Below are 18,767 nucleotides of genomic sequence, written 5' to 3' on the forward strand. Positions count from 1 at the left end.
ATTTTAACTCTTTAAGTGATTGATAATTGCCATTCTTGGAAACTTTCATCCTTCCAAATGAAAATAAGAAAAAATTAAGGCAATCTTTTACCGCTTTTTTTATGAAAAGATCATTTGGTTAAAAATTCAAAAATTGATCTTTTTTTTAATTCAATAAAAAAGCCTGAACAAGTTCAGGCCGTATTAAATCGTAAAAAACTCACGAATTTTTCCTATTTTCTTCATTCACATGTTTGACCATTCGATCACACAAGTCTTTCATTTCTTCAGCCATGTATTCATCTCCGGTACTATTTAGAATCGTTTGAGCCATACCGCCGATGATATCAATATAAAATCGCTTCATTTCTGCCACCGACATATCATCTGTCCATAGATCAATACGAAGCGTTGAATGATTCAAATTATCCCACACGTTCAAACTGACGCTTTTCGTAGATTCAAGACCTTCTCCTTCTTTATCTGAAGCATCCCATTCGATGGATTTGGGCAGGTTATTTTCATCTAAGGTTACTTGGAACTTTATTTCTGATTGTTTCATAGTCTAATTTCTATTTCTACTCTTTCCCAATTTTTAGTGAGGCAAAGTTAATCGAATCTCATTTCAGGAACTTCCCCTTCAATGATCAATTTTCCACTAGTCTTTGATTTAATTTCCTCAATACTTACTCCAGGGGCTCTTTCCTTTAGGATAAATCCTCCTTCCGGAGAGATTTCCAAAACTGCCAAATCAGAAACAATTTTTTTGACACATTTAATTCCTGTGATCGGCAATGTACATTCCTTCAGAAGTTTGGATTGCCCATCTTTGGAACAATGCTGCATGGCAACTATGATATTTTTGGCAGAAGCGACCAAATCCATTGCTCCCCCCATTCCTTTTACCATCTTACCTGGAATCTTCCAATTCGCAATATCTCCCTGCTCAGAAACCTCCATGGCTCCCAATATGGTCAAATCCACGTGGCCACCCCGAATCATCGCAAAAGATTCTGCAGAATTGAAAAGGACCGAACCCGATACCATGGTAATGGTTTGCTTACCAGCATTAATTAAATCCGGGTCTACCTGGTCTTCAGTAGGGAAGGGGCCAATACCCAATAATCCGTTTTCTGATTGCAAAACGACTTCAAGGTGGGAAGGAATATAATTAGCAACCAAAGTGGGGATCCCTATTCCTAAATTGATATACTGCCCATTTTTTACTTCTCTTGCGATTCGCTGGGCTATTTGTTCTTTCGTTAACATTTGGGTTTCTGGTTTATTCGACTTGAATTCAAAAAATGACAATTAATAGAATCAGCGGGAAATTGTACGCTGCTCTATTCGTTTCTCATAGTCTTCTCCTTGAAAAATCCGCTGTACATAAATTCCAGGCGTGTGAATTTGATTAGGATCTAATTCCCCAACTGGAACTAATTCTTCCACTTCTGCTATGGTAATTTTACCAGCAGCCGCCATCATAGGATTGAAATTTCTAGAGGTACCTTTAAAGATTAAGTTGCCGGCTGTATCACCTTTCCAGGCCTTAATCAGAGAAAAATCAGCGATCAACGCTCTTTCCATCAAATAAAGCTTACCATCAAACTCACGTGTTTCCTTTCCAATTGCTACTTCTGTACCCACCCCAGCTGGTGTAAAAAAAGCAGGGATTCCTGCTCCTCCAGCCCTTACTCGCTCAGCTAAAGTTCCCTGAGGAATCAATTCAACTTCCAATTCTCCACTCAACAACTGACGTTCAAATTCTGCATTTTCACCTACGTAGCTCGAAATCATTTTTTTGACCATCTTTTTCTTCAAAAGAAGGCCAATTCCAAAATCATCCACACCAGCATTGTTAGAAACAATGGTGAGGCCTTTAATTTCTCGATCGAGAAGCGCTGAAATGCAGTTTTCTGGAATTCCACTAAGGCCAAAACCTCCCATCATCAAGAAAGCACCATTAGGAATATCGGCGACTGCCTCTTGTGCATTTTTTACGGTTTTATTGATCATTTATATTGGGTTTATATAGATGCAAAGGTAGATTACTCCTAACTTTTTTTTCAAATCCGGTCTGTAGAAGCCATTAAACTTTGAACTTAAAGTAAGGATTTGGCGGTCTTTTGATCTTCGATCAATTGTTTTTTTAAGGCTTCAAGCCCATCAAATTTTTGTTCCTCGCGAATAAAATCTCTGAAATAAACTGTGATCAGTTTATTGTACAGATCACCTTGAAAATCAAACAAGTGAGTTTCCACTGTTTTTTTGGTACCATCTACAGTAGGTCTATTTCCAATATTCAGCATGGCCTTGTAGAGTTGATCTTCCACTTTTGCCTCGACAGCATAAACCCCGTCTTTGGGAATAAGTTTGTAATTATTGGGGACGTGTATATTGGCAGTAGGAAAACCTATCGATCTTCCAATTTGCTGTCCCTTTACCACTAACCCATTCAATTCGTAGGGACGGCCTAAATACAAGTTGGCAGTTCGGATATCCCCAGATTCCAAGGCCTTACGAATTTTCGTGCTGGAAACACCAATTTCTTCTACATCCTCCCGGGAAATCTCCTCCAATTCAAAACCAAATTCTTGACTATGCTGCTGCAAATATTCAAAGCTACCTTCTCGATTTTTCCCAAAGCGGTGATCATATCCAATTACCAGCTTTCGAGTATGAATTCGATCAATTAGAATTTGTTGGATAAATTCTTTAGAACTCATTTGAGAAAAATCCTGAGTAAATGGAATCGTAACCAGATGATCTATTCCAAATTGCCGCAACAAATTTGCTTTTTCCTCAAAGGTGGATAGCAATCTCAGTTGATGATTATGGGGATGAAGAACCAATCTTGGATGAGGCCAAAAAGTAATCAGGACGGTTTCTCCTTGAATTGATCGAGCGATTTCACGGATTCGCTTCAGAATTTTCTGATGTCCCAAATGGACTCCATCAAAAGTCCCCGAAGTGACCACGGCATTAGAAACGGGTTCAAACCCTTCTAATCCTTCATAGATCTTCATGCTTGCGAAGTTTTATTTCTTCGATAAGTTCTGGCAATTCTTTAGCATCCGCTAAAAGAGATGAACCGATTCGAGTCCGACATAAAGATTTCATATATGCTCCGACTTCAAGCAAATCTCCCAAATCTCTTGCAATGCTTCGAATGTAAGTACCCTTCGAACAAACAATTCGAAAGTCAATTTCATTATTTTCAAAACGAGTCACCTCAAACTCACGAACTTCGACAGGCCGAGGCTCCATTTTCACTTCCTTACCAGCACGTGCCGCTTCATACACTCGTTTGCCATCGACTTTGATGGCGGAGTGCATTGGTGGAACTTGAAGGATAGACCCGGTCAATTGTTTGACTGCTTTTTGTACGTCCTCAAAGGTTATCCTACTTGGGTCAGCTACTGGAATGACCGGCTTTTCCAAATCAAATGATTCAGTGGTCTCACCAATCACAAAAGTGCCGGTATACTCCTTTTCTTGCCCCATAAATGACTCTATTTGCTTGGTCATTTTTCCAGCACAGACTATTAGAAGACCAGTCGCCAAAGGGTCTAACGTACCGGCGTGGCCAACTTTTTTGATTCGAAGTGCATTTCTGACTTTTTTGACCACATCAAATGAGGTCCATTCCAAAGGCTTATTGATCAGAAATACTTCTCCGTAGGGTTCTTCTTGCATGTTTTTGTATTTCCTGAATCCAGTTCAGGTTTCAGTTTTTTTCCTCAGACTTTGCAAAAATCGCATAGAATTCGAAAATGAATCCAGCAAAGGTGACAATTGGTCCCAAGGTTAGTCCTAGAAATCCGTTGCCATGAGGGGCACTGTCTAATCCAATCAGAATAAATCCGAAAACGATCATGGCAAGACCGATTAGCATCAGTCTATAGTTTTTACGAGAAAAAGGAAAGGAACTTTTATTCATGATTAGTATAGTTCGTCCAAGGACATGTTTAAATACTTATTGACAGCTCTCAAGGTACTCAGAAGTGACAGGACTCCACCTACCACTACCAAAACCCCAAATAAGATCAGCATTAATTCGATGTTTTGAAGTGCGGAAAAACCTTCAATATTGGCTTTGGTATATTCTACCAAACCAAACAAAATACCAGAAGCAAGGGCTCCAGAAAGCATTCCAAAAAACCAAGCTCTAACCAAAAAAGGCTTTCGAATAAATGCCCGAGTTGCTCCTACCAATTGCATGGATCGAATAAGGAACCGCTGAGAAAACAGAGCCAACCGAATGGTATTGTTGATCAACATGACCACCGTAATGATCAAAATCATAATAAATCCACCCAGAACCAAACTGATTTTGATAAGATTCTTATTGATTGAATCGACCAAATCAGTCATGTATGAAACCTCAAATACTCCGGGAATAGCTTCTAGTTCCTTTGCGATTTCGGCAAGTTGCTCAGACGTTTGAAACTCCTCGGCCACTGCTAAAACATAGCTGTCGCGTAATGGATTGTCCTCCAAGAATTTGGTAAAATCCTCACCTGTGCTTTCAATGAAGGTAGCAGCAGCCTCCTCATCAGAAATAAATCGAATTCCAACAGAATCAGATTTAAATCCTATGAATGGTCGACCTGCTAGATTTTGCCCAATTTTCTTAAGCTCACTTTCTTCCAGGTCCTTTTCCAAAAAGATTTGCATTTCAATATTCTCCCGGATCATTTTAGTCAAGGAGCGGGCTTGGATCAAAATCACACCAAACAAACCCACTATTAATAAAGATAGGGTAGTACTGAAGAGCACACTGCCAAATTTGAAATGTCCGAGCGTTTTCTTTTGTCTGGATGATTGGGCCATAGTTGGGAAATTCAATTCAAAAATAGGAAAGCCAAAGACAATTAACCAATCGATGTGCCAGAAAGGACCGGAATTACCTTTTCTCCTGCAATAGCCCAAATTCGATCTTGAGATTTTACATTTATCAGGGCTAGGCCTGTAAAATTTCCAAAGCTGGGAAGAATTAAAGTGTTTCCTGACTGATGAAAACAAGGTACTCGGACAGATTGCCTCGCTTTACCTTTGATCCGAATCCCAGGATGAATATGACCACAGATATTTAAATGATCACTCAGAACATGTTCAACAGGCTCATGAGAAAGAAGAAGTGGCCCAACTTGTATGGGTTTTGGGTGCAGAGTTAGAATTGAGTTTGCATAAATCGCTTGAGGAAGAATATCATGATTGCCTTTGACCAAATGAAACTGTGTTTTTGGAAAAAGTTCCAGCCATTCTTTAAGATCAGTCCAAGCTTCGTTCCAATCACTATGGAATAAGTCTCCTAGAAAATAGGTGTGTCTCGGAATTAGATCAGAATGTAATTTTGATAAACGCTTCCAGTCTTGATCATGAATGGGCTCTGGTATTGGAATACCAGACTTTCGAAAATGTGCTGCTTTTCCCAAATGCAAATCAGCAATCAAAAGAATTTTCAAAGAATCAATCCAAACCGCCTTTTCTTTCAATAGCACCATTTCCAATCCATCAAATTCTAATACGGATTGAAAAAGCTCCCCTTCGATTTTTTTGACCTCTTCCATAACAATTTCAAATCTATCCGTATTTACCTTTTGTTAAGGTTTATTTTCATGAAAAAAAGACAGTTTGCTTCACTCATTGCAGTTATGCTTTTGACCATCAGCGTCAAAACTTTCGCCCAATCTGAAAGTGCCATTTTAGGGGTTTGGTATAACACTGAAAAGACCGCCCAGGTTGAAATTTTAAAAACGGGTAACAAGTTTATCGGAAAAATTATCTGGCTAAAAGATCCAAATCCAGATGGAAAACCAGCCTTAGATAAAGAAAATGGAGACCCTCAACTGAAAAAAAGACCTTTAATGGGCTTACCGATTTTGACAGACCTTACCTATTCGAATGGAATCTGGAAGGGTGGAGAAATCTATGATCCTAAATCTGGAAAAACGTATTCCTGTGAACTCAAACTCAAATCACCTGAAGTACTGGAAGTGAAAGGATATTTGGGTTTTTCATTCGTAGGCAGGACAGTAGAATGGACGAAGGCCAAGCGATAATGTCCAATATAAAATAGAAGAGGGGCTGTAGGCCCCTCTTTTTTATTACCAAGCGATTCCGTAATCATCGCCATAATTACTCGATCCTCCCCAAAACGTTCCATGTTTCCAATCAAACCAAATAGCATTGATTGGGCCTGAAGTTTTATTCCAAAAATCCATGGAATATCCTCTTTTGAGCAAATCTTTTCTTACCCAATCTGGGGTGTCTACCCGAAGGGTTATTGCCCCTGGCCTAATTTCATGATCACCAAACGAGCTTTGCATTTGATAGGAATTAAAATTGGGTGCTTCTGTCGCTTCTTGAATTTCCATTCCAAATTCGACCACATTTAAGAATAGCTGCAATAAATTTTGATCTTGAGAATCTCCGCCTTGAACGGCAAAAGAAAGGAATGGCTTTCCATCCTTCATAGCCAAACTAGGTGTTAACGTTACTCGAGGTCTTTTTCCTGGCTCAGGTAGATTATAAGGATTTAAGTTTGGATCAAGTACAAAGCTTTGCATCCGTTGAGATAGCCCAACTCCTGTATTCCCTGCGATAACTGCAGGTATCCAGCCACCACTTGGAGTAACAGAAACTACCCAACCCTCCGCATCAGCAGCTTGAACCGAAGTAGTTCCTTTTTGAAAATCGATCAAAAATTCTTCATCTACATCTTGGTTGATTTCATTCTCTGAGCGAGAAGCCATGGCATTTTTCGTCTTCGATAATATTTCCAAGTTTGGATTAGTTTCCCCTTGGAATGGGTAGGGATCACCAGCCGTAATACTTGGATTATTTCGATCTCCAATCAATTTTGCTCTTTCCTTCGCGTATTCCTTAGAAAGTAAGCCTTTCATAGGAGACTGAACGAAAGCAGGATCACCGTAATAAAAATCACGATCCGCGAAAGCCAAACTCATTGCTTGATATACGGTATGGATATAATTAGCTGAATTATACCCCATCGACTTCAAGTCAAAATTCTCCAAGATATTCAAGGATTGAAGTAGGGCAGGGCCTTGGGTCCATTCCTGAAGTTTGTAAACTTCAATTCCTTTGTAATTGACATGCAGAGGTTCTTCGATTTTTACTTTCCAGTTTGCTAAATCTGATTCTGTAAATAGACCACCTTGTTCTCGTGTTCCTCGAACAATTTCTTTGGCAATATCACCTTTGTAAAACCGATCATAGGCTGCATAAATGGCATCCTTTCTCGATTTACCAGCCTTCAATGCTGATCGTTCCGCCTCAACCAACTTTGCCAAGGTTTGATACAGATCTTCTTGAACAAAAATTTCACCCGCTACAGGTCCCTCATGTTCTTCTCCCAAATGAGGTAAAAATACCTTTTTAGAATAAGGCCACTGCTTGATTCTATTTTTTTGAGCTTCGATCGTATTGGAAGTTTGCGCCTCCATTGGGTATCCTTTAGCTAGGTCCATGGCTGGTTTTAGCACTTGTTCAAGACTCATGGTGCCATACTCAGCAAGCATGGTCATGATTCCACCTGGAGTACCCGGAGTGGTTGCAGAGAGTGGACCGTATTGAGGAGGATAATCCATTCCTTGCCCTTTGAAAAATTCAACAGTTGCACCGGTTGGGGCATACCCCAAAGCATTAATAGCGATAACCTTTTTTTCTTTAGGATGATAAATCAAAGCTTGAGTTTCCCCACCCCAAGAAAGTACATCCCACATGGTCGAGGTGGCAGCAATCATAGCACAAGCAGCATCTATAGCATTTCCTCCTTGGTTAAAGATTTGCGCTCCGGCTGTAGCAGCAAGAGGCTTACCAGTAATTGCCACCCAGTTTTTGCCATGAAGGGTGGGGCGATTGTTAGGTGTTGTTCCTGCACCAAGACCTGGAAGTCCTTGTGCCAACCCTTTCCAAGAAAGGATTAAGAAAACAAATAGGTAGATTTTTCTCATATCGAGCGATTAATTGGTTTTTGCTTCATCTAATAATTGGCTCATGATGGGTACAAAGCCTGGGAATTTGGAATTGAAATGGGTAAATAACTGAAAGATCGAACTCGGATCGGAAACCTTCAGCTGATTCGTTTCTGCAAATTCTTCCATCTCAGATTGTAGGTCTCCAAAAATGGGAAACAAGTCTTTGCGCTTTTTCGGAATCAGAAATAAATCCTTTCCCTTCAGATAATAGTATTTATTCCGCTTTACAATTTGATCATTGCGATTTCCAACCATTAGTGCCGTATTGTAATTGGATTCTTTGAAAATGGCAAACGTTCTTCGCATCAACGGTAATTGTCCCTCGACCAAAACCTCAAAAAATCCTGATATCGGCACTCCATCTTCTTTAAAATCCATTCCATTTACAAAATACCGTGGGACTTTATAGCTACTGTCCATCCATACAATATTCTGAACTCGGATTCCTTGAATGGTTGAAACCAGCATCTTTTCCGGTTCCATTAATTCAAATTGGTTGGCATTGATATTATATCGGACTCTAAAGCCTTCTAATACTTCCATATCTCGGTACAAAAGGATAGAGGCTAGGTTCCATTTATTATCCAAATAGAAATTGCCTTCCACACGCTTTGGCTCAGGAGGAATGCCATACACCATATTTCCTCCAATAAAATTTGGGCGCTCAGAAAGTAATCTACTGACATTCGCAGAGCGGATAGTCTTTTGAAGTGCTGCTCCTGTACCTTCACTCCCAAATCGGATCATGGAAATTACTCCCAAATTCAAATCCTCATTCAGTTCAATAATTCGCTCAAATCGGTTGTAACCGGGATAAGTGATGGAAATGGTGTATTTTCCAGATGTAACATTTTCTAATAAAAAACCTCCTCCTCCGATACTTTGGGTACCGTAGGCAGTATTTCTTAAAATCACCACCGCATCTTGAAGACTCTCTTTTGAATCCTCCGCGACTATCCTTCCTCTGATTTCAAATGTTTGTCCAAATAAAGGTCTTTGGATAAAAATTAAAGCCAAACTCAAGAGAAAACCTGTAAAATATATCTTCATCTTTTCTTCAAATTTACTTTCAATATACTTCAAACTTTTAATTCAAAATAGGGACGATATGTTCGTAGATTGGTCCTGAATAAAAAGTAATTCGGCAATTTCTCTATCTTTGAAAAACACGGAAAACTTCATTTCCTCTTTTTGATCACATAACCATCACCACAACTTGGATTTCTCTTCATTTCAGTTTGAATCTTCCTTACAAGAAGGTTTGGATTCCATGGGCTTTGACCAGCCTACCCCCATTCAAGAATTAGCTATCCCCGTAATTCTGAAGGGAAAAGACCTAATTGCATGTGCACAAACAGGCACAGGAAAAACTGCTGCATTCATTTTACCCGTTTTACATAAAATTGCCCAATCAGGCTCAAGCAAGCTCAACACCTTAATTTTAGCCCCAACCCGTGAATTGGCCATTCAGATTGATCAGCAAATTCAAGGCTTTGCCTACTTCGTGGGAATCAGTTCAATTCCCATTTATGGGGGAGGAGATGGGATTATCTGGGAACAACAGAAAAAAGCGCTAGAATCAGGAGCCGAGCTTGTGGTAGCTACTCCAGGAAGATTAATTGCTCTTCTTGCAGGAGGTAAAATGGACCTTAGCAGCCTCCAGCATTTAATCTTGGACGAAGCGGACCGGATGATGGATATGGGGTTTTCAGATGATATTTTAAAAATCGTCAATTACCTTCCAAAAGACCGGCAGACGATTTTATTCTCAGCGACCATGCCTCCCAAAATCAGACAATTCAGCATGAAAATCCTCCAGAATCCGGAGGAAATTACGCTTGCTGTAGGAAAAACTGCCGAAGGAGTTACTCAATCCATGTATTCCGTTTACGATGAGCAAAAGGAAGAGCTCGTTCGTCAAATTCTATCTCAAAAAAATTATGAAGCAGTAATCATTTTCGCTTCTACTAAAGAAAAAGTAAAAGCGCTTTACAAGGTTCTACGAAAAGATTTTGATGTCCAAGCCTTCCATTCTGATTTGGAGCAAATCGAACGTGAAAAAATCATGGCCGATTTCAAAAATCGCCAAGTCAAAATCCTGATCGGTACGGACATTATTTCAAGAGGAATAGATGTTGTCGGTATCGAATTGGTCATCAATTTTGACACTCCAGGAGATCCTGAAGATTATGTCCACCGAGTGGGTCGAACTGCTCGTGCTGATAAGGAAGGGGAGGCAATAACATTTGTAAATCCTAAGGATCAGCGGAAATTTGAGCGAATCGAGCAGTTGATCGGTATGAAGGTACCCCAAGTACAACTTCCAGAGTCTCTGGGAAAAGGTCCGGAAATTCACATTTCAAAATCATCAAAATCCGAAGGAAAAGAACAGTTTTCTAAAAAGAAAAAGACTAAGAAAAAGCCCTCTGGACCTAGACCAAATCAAGCTGATGATGTCAAAAAGCAAGCCTCAGCTTCAAGTCCTGCTACTCCTAAACCTTCGACTGAACAATCGACTCCAAAAGAATCTACCCCCAGCCGTTTTGGTCAACGTAGGAACGTGATTGATGATTGATTTTTAAGAATATAGCATTGGTTTTTTTCCTTCACAAAAGTTACCTTCCGTGACTTTTGGATTTTTAAATTTTCAACTCATGCAAACTGTTAAACTTAAGTCGAAGGGTTCTCAGGTAGAATACCTTCAGGAACTTTTGGGGAAAATTGGCTATGACCTGCCTCAAACTGGTTACTTCGGAAACCAAACCGAGCAAGCCGTAAGAGATTTTCAAGAAAAAAATGGGCTGGTAGTAGATGGACAGGTTGGTATCAAAACCTGGACACTCCTGATCGCCAAATCCCAACCGTTTACCTCTATCGGGGATAAATTTCTGGGAGAAAAAGATCTGATCGAATTTGCGAATCGACATCAACTCGAATTAGCCTCAGTAAAAGCGGTTAATGAAGTAGAAAGCAGTGGAAAAGGATTTCTTGTAGATGGTCGTCCCAAAATTCTTTTTGAAGGTCATATCTTTTGGAAAGAATTAAAAAATAGAGGGATTGACCCGACTACTTTGGTCAGACCTGATTCTGCGGATGTTCTATATCCCAAATGGTCTAAATCACATTACAAAGGGGGAACAGGTGAATATTCGAGACTTGAAAAGGCAATCAGTATAAGTCCGGATGCACGTGTAAGAGAGGCGGCATTGGCATCTGCTTCTTGGGGAACCTACCAAATCATGGGCTTCCATTTTCAAAAACTGGGCTATACACATATTCAAGAATTTGTGGATTTAATGCAAATCCATGAACGAAATCACTTAGAAGCATTCGGAAGATATTTACAGACCTTTGGGTGCTTGGAATTTTTGAGACGAAAAGATTGGGCAAGCTTTGCTCGATGTTATAATGGTCCCGCCTATGCCCAAAATAAATACGATTTAAAACTGGCTTCTGCCTATCAAAAACACCTTAATCGATAATGATTATGAGACCTCTTAAAGTATTGATTAGCTGAAGGTAATGAAATAATCAAGATTGAATTAATTGAACATTCATGAAAGTCAAAGAATTAAATGATCTCTTTCAAAGAGATTTAAAAAAGCTTAAGCAAGAATTAACTTCCTACACTTCAGAAGACCAGTTATGGCTGGTGCCTGAGGGTATTGTGAATTCTGGAGGGAATCTAGCACTTCATCTTCTTGGAAATCTTCGTCATTTTATCGGAAATGACCTTGGAGGATTTCCATATGTTCGGAATAGAGAACGTGAATTTGGAGCAAAAGGAGAGCCTCTTGAAGGCTTATTGCTAGAGCTTGAAGAAACGCAAGTCATTGTAGAAAAATCACTCCTCGCTCTACATCCTGATCGTTTGGGAGATGTATCCATTCATGCCTTTTTCGGCTATCCAATGACCATTGGTTATTTTTTAATTCACCTGTATGGACATTTTAATTATCATCTTGGGCAAATCAACTATCACCGAAGAATGGTCAACTAAGCCTTAGTACTTCCTTCGATCTAGCAAAAAGATCACAAATCCAATAAAGAGTAATCCCAACCCTGCGATACTTTCTTTGGGACGATCCCAAATCATATATCCCATCACAGCAGTACTAAACACCAGATAAATATATTGTAACCAAGGTTTGAAAGGTGTCTGGAAATTGATTGCTTTTTTGATTTTAAGCGAGGAGAATACCGTGATCGTTCCCATAAGTTGGAGGACAAATCCAGCATAAAGCATAACCTGCTCAAAAGATCCACTTAAAAACAAAACCAAGCTAATCAGGGTATTTAAACCAATCGCTCTAACTGGAATCCCTTGAGCATTGATTTTGGCAAGTGGGCTCCATAATTTAAAATCTCTAGCCATGGCATAGGTAATTCTTGGGCCAATCCAAGAATACCCCGAAATGGTGGCAATGAGTTGAACGGCAATAAAAAAGCTAACCCATAAAGCCCCTTTTGCTCCAAACAGATTCCCAAAAGCTATGTCTGCCACATTTACTTGACCTGAAAGTTGCTCTACTGAAGCATGCTTCAACATGACCAACTGAAGTAAAACGTAGACAACCCAAACCGTGATGGTTGCCCAGATCAAGGCTTTAGGAAGATTTTTTTGGGGCTGATCAACTTCCTCAATAATATAAGCCGCAGAATTCCATCCAGTGTAGGCATAAAACACATAAATCAAAGAAACTGAAAACCCGGGAAGCAAAAGTTCTTCATTCCAAGACGAAGTGAAATTCAAAGAAGAAACAGTTTGCTCTGGAGTAGAGTAGGCCAATCCTAAACCAATCAGGACAAAAATAAAAACGACCTTAACTAAGGTCATTAAATCCTGAAACTGAGCAGATCGAGAAACAGAAAATAGGTGTGCAATAGGAATAGCAAGAAGAAAAAATAAACCCGGAATTAAGGTCTCTCCAAACAAGGGTGACAAATAGTTATTCATTGCCATTGCTGCTATTGCAATAGGTGCAGAAAATCCTACCGTCAAAGAAACCCAGGCATAGAGATAACCAATTGATGGATGAATGGTCTCCGAAAGAAACACATAATCTCCACCGGTTTTTTGAAAGTGCGTCCCTAATTCAGCATAAACCAAGGCTCCAATTAATGCCATACCGCCCCCCAAAGTCCAAATTAAAAGAATGGACCAGGTATTTTGAACTTCCGCTAACTGAAAACCCAAACTGGTAAACACACCAGTTCCTACCATATTCGCCACCACTAATCCAGTGGCCGTTTTCCAAGATATTTTAGAAGAAATGGACATTAAAAATCTGTTGATTTGAAAATAAGAAAAGCATCCGGAATAATCAGGATGCTTTTCTATAGTCAGGAGTTTATCAACTCGAAAAGTCTAAGTGTACTTTCTTAGACGCTTATTTATTCACAGCCTCAAATAGGTCGATTTTGGTTGCCTTCACTTTTTCCTCAAAGGTTTTCCAATCACCCGACATAAATTCATTGACCTTAGCTATGGCCTCGTCAGCAGCTTCTTTAGCTTGGGTGAATAATCGCTCTTCCGTGGCACCAGGAGCTCCATAACTTGAATTAGCATAGCTTCGAGGCGCAAATAATCTAGTCATGGTAGTAGGATAGAGGTTTCGAACGATTCCTTGACCTTCTCGACGAGGACCATTAAAGGCTTCACGTGTTGCATCAAGTTTTTTCTTAATCTCTTTAGCAGCATCAGAAAGAGCTTTAGACTCATCCGTTTTTATATCCTTGGTAATGGCATTTACTTTATCAAGAACCTTTTGAGCTTCATCCAACTTTTTGGTGCTTGCTGATACCTCGGAACTTAAACCTTCCACTTTTTTCAAAAAGGCTTCTCTTTTTTGGAGGTCAGTCAATTTGGTTTCAATTCTAGGATCGGCATTTACCTGAATTTTGGATTCAGAAGAATCTTGTCCATAATGGAAAACCAATCTGTAGGTACCAGGTAAAGCATCTCCACCACTTGGCTCGAAGAAACCTCTTCGATTTCCACCTTGACCGCCACCACCAAAGCCGCCAGTCATTTCAGCTGTGGATTTTCTATCCAAATTCCAGATGATTCGGTTAACACCTTTTGAAGGAAGGGTTTTCAAGGTTCTAATTTGTTCTCCAGACTCATTGTAGATTTTGACTGTAACTGAGTCTAGTTTTTCTTTATCTTCATTGATAAAGAAGCTTAATCGACCTCCAAATGGACGATTTTCCCCAGCGTATTTTGCTGAGGCCATGAAACGCTCTCCATGAGGCTGCTGAATTTCAGCTTGATAGGCATCTGGAGCAGGGAAAGCCGTGATTTTTCCAGCAGGAGCTTTGCCAGAATTTTTAGCAAACGATCTTAAAGGTCTAATATCGTCCAAAACATAAATGGCTCTTCCGAATGTACCAATGACCAAATCCGCCTCTCTTTTTTGGATCGTCATATCATAGGTAGACACTGCCTTTGGATAGCCATGCTCCCATTTGTTCCAAGTCTTAGCTTTATCAAAGGAAACATAAAGTCCATATTCAGTACCCAAGAAGACCAAGTTTGGTTCTTCTACATCTTGTTTGATGGACAAAGTATATCCCCAAACTTTCGAATCGTCAGCAATTCTGGTAAATGTCCTACCGAAGTCTGAACTATGGTAAGCATATGCACTAAAGTCGTTATTTCGATAATTATTGGCGATCACCCAAACCTCTCCAGCATTGTAGTCAGAAGCTTGCACTTGAGGGATCCAGGAAGCTTTTGGCAAACCAGGTAATTTAGATGCAAGGTTGGTCCAAGTTTTTCCTCCATCTGTTGTCAATTGCAAGTTACCATCATCGGTACCAACCCAAATCACATTTTTATCAACAGGAGATGGTGCAATGGCAATAATAGTCGTGTGATTTTCAGCACCTGTGATATCAAAAGTCAAGCCGCCAGTTTGTTGCTGGCGTTGTTTTGTTGAATCATTGGTGGTCAAATCCGGAGAAATGATCTCCCAAGTTTCCCCTGAGTCAGTGGATTTATGAAGAAACTGGGAAGCATAATACAAGGTGTTTACATCGTGAGGATCCTGAGCAATGGCTGCATTCCAGTTGAACCGAAGAAAAACATCCTTATCAGGATGAGTAGGGCGAATTACTCGATTATGTCCAGTGAGTTTGTCAAATCTTGAGACATTTCCACCTTGCGACATGGTATATCCATATCGGGAATCAGCAGGATGTGAAACCACATCAAATCCGTCTCCGAAGGAAACTTCCTGCCAATAGGTGTTTCTAATTCCGTCACCTCGCCACAAATACGCAGGGCCAGTCCAAGAACCATTATCCTGCATTCCACCATAGACATTATAAGGCAATTCATTATCTACATTGATGTGATAGAATTGGCCTACTGGAAGACTTTCTGCAAAAAACCAAGTCTTACCCATGTCTCTGGAAATATTCAAACCTCCATCGTTTCCATCGATAAGAAGAGAAGGATCGTTGGGATTGATATACCAAGCATGATGATCTGGGTGAACGCCATCGTATTGAAGTAACTGCGAAAAGCTTTTACCTCCATCTTCAGAAATTCCTACTCTAGAGTATAGCGTGTAAATTCTATTCTCATTTTTTGGATCGGCATAAATCTCAAAATAATAGAAAGGTCGATCACCTATATCGCTATTGTCATTGATCATGGAGAATTTTTCACCACCGTCTTCTGAAGCATAGAGTGCATTTTTGGAAGATTCAATCAAAGCGTAGACTTTATTCGGATTTGCTGCTGAAATCGCCAACCCCATTCTTCCCAATTTTCCTTTCGGAATTCCATTCTCTTCTGCTGTTAATTTTTTCCAATTTTCCCCTCCATCATGAGTCACATACAAACCTGATGATTCTCCACCAGACTCAAAAAACCAAGGATATCTGCGATGTTCCCACATATTGACAAAAAGTTTGTTTGGATTGGTGGGATCCATGATCATTTCTCCCACTCCAGTCTTTTGATCCACATAAAGGGTTTTTTTCCAAGTTTTTCCTCCGTCAGTGGTTTTATAAACTCCTCGCTCTTCTTGAGTTCCCCAAGGTGATCCAATTGCTCCAACAAAAACCGTATTTGGATCATCAGGATGAACGATGATTCGATGGATTGCTCTCGTTTTTTCTAAGCCCATCAATTGCCAAGTTTTGCCTGCATCCAATGAGCGGTAAACTCCATATCCTAAGTTGAGGGAGTTTCTAGGATTACCTTCACCAGTTCCCACCCAAATGATATTTGGGTTTTTCTGATAAATGGAAATCGCTCCAATTGAGTGAACTCGCTCGTTATCAAAAATCGGCTCCCAAGTGATCCCACCGGAAGTAGATTTCCAGAGCCCTCCAGAAGCAGAGCCCGCATAGATGATATCTGGGTCATCATCCACAGCATCAATGGCTGTGATTCGTCCACTCATTGCACCAGGGCCTATACTCCTGGCTTTCATGGATTTAAACCATTCCATATCGACCTGCTGCGCTTGCATCGCAAACGAGAAGAAGGTCGCTAGGATCAGTAAGTAAATTTTTTTCATGTTGGTTTTGGATTTTATTCTTTGAGAAAATAAATCAAAAGAATTGAATTTACAGTAAGGTATTTTTTGAAAGGGGAAGAATCGGAATTCCCGGGCTTGTCTAAATTATATTGTTGGTTTGGGCATAGCCTTTCTTTTCATTTTCTTTAACAAAAAAAATTACTGATATGCGAAACATCTGGACAAAGCCTTGGATTGGGCTTTTTCTCTTTATGGTAGGAACCTCTGTACAAGGACAAACAGGGCGATTTCAGCAAGCTGTGGACTATCAAATGGAGGTTTCGATGGATGTCGAAACCAATCGATATTCTGGAACTCAAGTGCTGAAATACACCAACAATTCCCCAGATACCCTATTCAGGGTGTTTTATCACCTTTATTATAATGCCTTCCAACCCGGAAGTATGATGGATGTTCGTTCTCGAACTATTGCAGATCCTGATCGAAGAGTAGGGGATCGAATTTCAAAATTAAAACCAGATGAAATCGGATACCTACATGCCAAAACCTTAAAAATGAATGGAAAGCCTTTGAATTATCAAATGGTTGAAACCATTCTTGAAGTAGATCTTGAAGATCCAATTTTGCCAAATTCGACTGCGACATTTGAAATGGAATTCGAAGGTCAGGTTCCACTACAAATCAGAAGATCAGGTCGTGATAGTGAAGAAGGGGTTCGATATTCCTTGTCCCAATGGTATCCCAAAATGGCCAACCACGATGAGCAAGGATGGCACGCCAACCCTTACGTAGGTCGAGAGTTTTATGGAATTTGGGGAGACTTTGATGTCAAAATTACCATTGATAAATCTTATGTAATTGGTGGAACGGGATATTTGCAAAACCCAAATGAGATTGGACATGGGTATGAAGATGCGGGAGTGAAAGTACCAACTCCAAAAGGAAGCAACCTAACCTGGCATTTCAAAGCACCAAAAGTTCATGACTTCATGTGGGCAGCTGACCCAAAATACAAGCATGACAAAGTGCAAATGAGCAATGGAATTACGGTCCATCACTTTTATATCCCTGGAGAAAAAACCACTGAAAGCTGGGAAAAGCTAAAAGAATATACTCCAAAAGCCATTGAGTTTCTCTCCACTAATTTTGGTCAATATCCCTACAAACAATTCTCGGTAGTACAAGGTGGAGATGGAGGGATGGAATACGCCATGTCCACCTTAGTAACTGGAGAAAGATCACTGCAAAGTTTGGTTGGAGTAATGGTTCATGAATTGGCGCATAGCTGGTTCCACGGAGTCTTAGCAAGTAATGAATCACTTTATCCGTGGATGGATGAAGGTTTTACTTCTTATGCTACTAATCTGGCAATGTCTTCAATTTTCCAAAAATCTAATCAACCACAACGAGGCTCGTACATGGGCTACTATCGATTGGTTAAGTCTGGGCTTGAAGAACCAATGTCAACTCATTCAGATCATTACCATACCAATAGCGCCTATAGTTCAGCAGCTTATGCTAAAGGCGCTGTTTTCCTTGCTCAACTAGGCTATGTGATTGGAGAAGAAGCGCGAAATAAAGGCATGCTTCGCTATTGGAATACTTGGCAATTCAGACATCCAAATGTGAATGATTTAATTCGAGTAATGGAAAAGGAGAGTGGATTAGAATTGGATTGGTATAAGGAATACTTCGTTTACAGTACAAAAACCATTGATTATGGCGTCAAGGAAGTCAAAGCAAATGGAGAAAATACTGAAATTGTTCTGGAGCGGATTGGACTAATGCCAATGCCAATTGACTTAGTGATCACTTATAAAGATGGAAGTCAGGAATCTGTTTATATGCCACTCGTTATTATGAGAGGCTTGAAAAATGAGGAGGAGGGACAGCCCAAGCGAGTATTTACAGACGCATGGCCTTGGACTAACTTGACCAAATCAATTGTCATCACCCGGCCTATCTCTGATGTCAAAGCTGTAGAAATCGATCCAACAGGTAGAATGGCGGACATCGTGACTGAAAATAATAAAGTGGAGTTTTAGGCTCCACTTTATCTTTTGAAAGCATAAAAAAAAGGTGGAATTACTTCCACCTTTTTATTTTTTGCTTATCCGGCGTTTTTCATGTCTTGTACTTCAGTACGAATAGCTTGGGCCAAATTCTTTAGGTCCTGCATTCCTTTACGAACTCGAGTACCAGCTGCCTGGTTACCCTTGTCGTAGAACTTTTCGAAGTCAGCCTCAAGGCTCATTACAAGATCTTTAACTTCACTAAATCTGCTCATAGT

18 protein-coding genes are annotated in these 18,767 nt (G+C 40.0%); 5 read left to right on the forward strand and 13 right to left on the reverse strand.

What is annotated here, in order from left to right; all coding sequences use genetic code 11:
• Positions 1-199: 199 nt before the first annotated feature.
• The 8 genes from gldC to pdeM form a co-directional block, all read right to left on the reverse strand.
• Positions 200-541 (reverse strand): gliding motility protein GldC, encoded by a 342-nt coding sequence (gene gldC / locus AO498_RS11355; protein WP_067547565.1) that lies wholly within the window; start codon positions 539-541, stop codon positions 200-202.
• A 47-nt stretch (positions 542-588) separates the two neighbouring features.
• Positions 589-1,248 carry a 3-oxoacid CoA-transferase subunit B gene (locus AO498_RS11360; protein WP_067547568.1) on the reverse strand — a complete coding sequence of 220 codons (660 nt, stop codon included), beginning with the start codon at positions 1,246-1,248 and terminating at the stop codon, positions 589-591.
• Between the two features lie 51 nt (positions 1,249-1,299).
• Positions 1,300-1,995 (reverse strand): CoA transferase subunit A, encoded by a 696-nt coding sequence (locus AO498_RS11365; protein ID WP_067547571.1) that lies wholly within the window; start codon positions 1,993-1,995, stop codon positions 1,300-1,302.
• 86 nt (positions 1,996-2,081) lie between these two features.
• A complete protein-coding gene (locus AO498_RS11370) occupies positions 2,082-3,005 on the reverse strand; it encodes a bifunctional riboflavin kinase/FAD synthetase (RefSeq protein WP_067547574.1) in 924 nt (307 codons plus the stop codon).
• Entirely contained in the window at positions 2,992-3,675 is a 684-nt protein-coding gene (gene truB, locus AO498_RS11375; protein ID WP_067547577.1) for a tRNA pseudouridine(55) synthase TruB, read from the reverse strand. Before truB ends, AO498_RS11370 begins: the two co-directional genes overlap by 14 nt.
• 31 nt (positions 3,676-3,706) lie before the next feature.
• Positions 3,707-3,919: a DUF3098 domain-containing protein gene (locus tag AO498_RS11380; RefSeq protein ID WP_067547580.1), complete on the reverse strand. Its 213-nt coding sequence runs from the start codon at positions 3,917-3,919 to the stop codon at positions 3,707-3,709.
• Between the two features lie 2 nt (positions 3,920-3,921).
• Positions 3,922-4,812 carry a cell division protein FtsX gene (locus tag AO498_RS11385; RefSeq protein ID WP_067547583.1) on the reverse strand — a complete coding sequence of 297 codons (891 nt, stop codon included), beginning with the start codon at positions 4,810-4,812 and terminating at the stop codon, positions 3,922-3,924.
• A 41-nt stretch (positions 4,813-4,853) separates the two neighbouring features.
• Positions 4,854-5,552 (reverse strand): ligase-associated DNA damage response endonuclease PdeM, encoded by a 699-nt coding sequence (pdeM, locus tag AO498_RS11390; protein ID WP_082792226.1) that lies wholly within the window; start codon positions 5,550-5,552, stop codon positions 4,854-4,856.
• Positions 5,553-5,600: 48 nt separating this feature from the next.
• On the opposite strand from pdeM, the gene AO498_RS11395 reads away from it, so the two are divergent.
• The gene (locus tag AO498_RS11395; protein WP_067547586.1) at positions 5,601-6,044 is read left to right on the forward strand and encodes a DUF2147 domain-containing protein; all 444 of its coding nucleotides are present in this window, start codon (positions 5,601-5,603) and stop codon (positions 6,042-6,044) included.
• Between the two features lie 45 nt (positions 6,045-6,089).
• On the opposite strand, the gene AO498_RS11400 is transcribed toward AO498_RS11395, so the two are convergent.
• Both AO498_RS11400 and AO498_RS11405 read right to left on the reverse strand, forming a co-directional pair.
• A complete protein-coding gene (locus AO498_RS11400; RefSeq protein ID WP_067547589.1) occupies positions 6,090-7,958 on the reverse strand; it encodes a gamma-glutamyltransferase family protein in 1,869 nt (622 codons plus the stop codon).
• Between the two features lie 9 nt (positions 7,959-7,967).
• Entirely contained in the window at positions 7,968-9,032 is a 1,065-nt protein-coding gene (locus tag AO498_RS11405; protein WP_067550441.1) for a carboxypeptidase-like regulatory domain-containing protein, read from the reverse strand.
• Positions 9,033-9,198: 166 nt separating this feature from the next.
• Here AO498_RS11405 and AO498_RS11410 point away from each other — a divergent pair, with 166 nt between their 5' ends.
• The 3 genes from AO498_RS11410 to AO498_RS11420 all read left to right on the forward strand — a co-directional run bounded on the left by AO498_RS11410 (position 9,199) and on the right by AO498_RS11420 (position 11,982).
• Positions 9,199-10,557: a DEAD/DEAH box helicase gene (locus AO498_RS11410; RefSeq protein ID WP_067547593.1), complete on the forward strand. Its 1,359-nt coding sequence runs from the start codon at positions 9,199-9,201 to the stop codon at positions 10,555-10,557.
• A 79-nt stretch (positions 10,558-10,636) separates the two neighbouring features.
• Positions 10,637-11,464 (forward strand): N-acetylmuramidase domain-containing protein, encoded by an 828-nt coding sequence (locus tag AO498_RS11415; RefSeq protein ID WP_067550443.1) that lies wholly within the window; start codon positions 10,637-10,639, stop codon positions 11,462-11,464.
• 74 nt (positions 11,465-11,538) lie between these two features.
• Entirely contained in the window at positions 11,539-11,982 is a 444-nt protein-coding gene (locus AO498_RS11420; protein ID WP_067547596.1) for a DUF1572 family protein, read from the forward strand.
• Between the two features lie 3 nt (positions 11,983-11,985).
• Here AO498_RS11420 and AO498_RS11425 read toward each other — a convergent pair whose 3' ends face one another.
• Together AO498_RS11425 and AO498_RS11430 are read right to left on the reverse strand one after the other, a co-directional pair.
• Positions 11,986-13,263, reverse strand: coding sequence for an APC family permease (locus AO498_RS11425; RefSeq protein WP_067547599.1), 1,278 nt, complete (start codon positions 13,261-13,263; stop codon positions 11,986-11,988).
• A gap of 109 nt (positions 13,264-13,372) precedes the next feature.
• A complete protein-coding gene (locus AO498_RS11430; protein WP_067547601.1) occupies positions 13,373-16,516 on the reverse strand; it encodes a VPS10 domain-containing protein in 3,144 nt (1,047 codons plus the stop codon).
• Positions 16,517-16,683: 167 nt separating this feature from the next.
• Here AO498_RS11430 and AO498_RS11435 point away from each other — a divergent pair, with 167 nt between their 5' ends.
• Positions 16,684-18,522, forward strand: a complete 1,839-nt coding sequence (locus tag AO498_RS11435) for a M1 family metallopeptidase (RefSeq protein WP_067547603.1) — start codon at positions 16,684-16,686, stop codon at positions 18,520-18,522.
• 65 nt (positions 18,523-18,587) lie between these two features.
• Here AO498_RS11435 and AO498_RS11440 read toward each other — a convergent pair whose 3' ends face one another.
• Positions 18,588-18,764: a histone H1 gene (locus tag AO498_RS11440; protein WP_067547606.1), complete on the reverse strand. Its 177-nt coding sequence runs from the start codon at positions 18,762-18,764 to the stop codon at positions 18,588-18,590.
• Positions 18,765-18,767 lie beyond the last annotated feature (3 nt).

The organism is Algoriphagus sanaruensis (assembly GCF_001593605.1).
Lineage (GTDB): Bacteria > Bacteroidota > Bacteroidia > Cytophagales > Cyclobacteriaceae > Algoriphagus > Algoriphagus sanaruensis.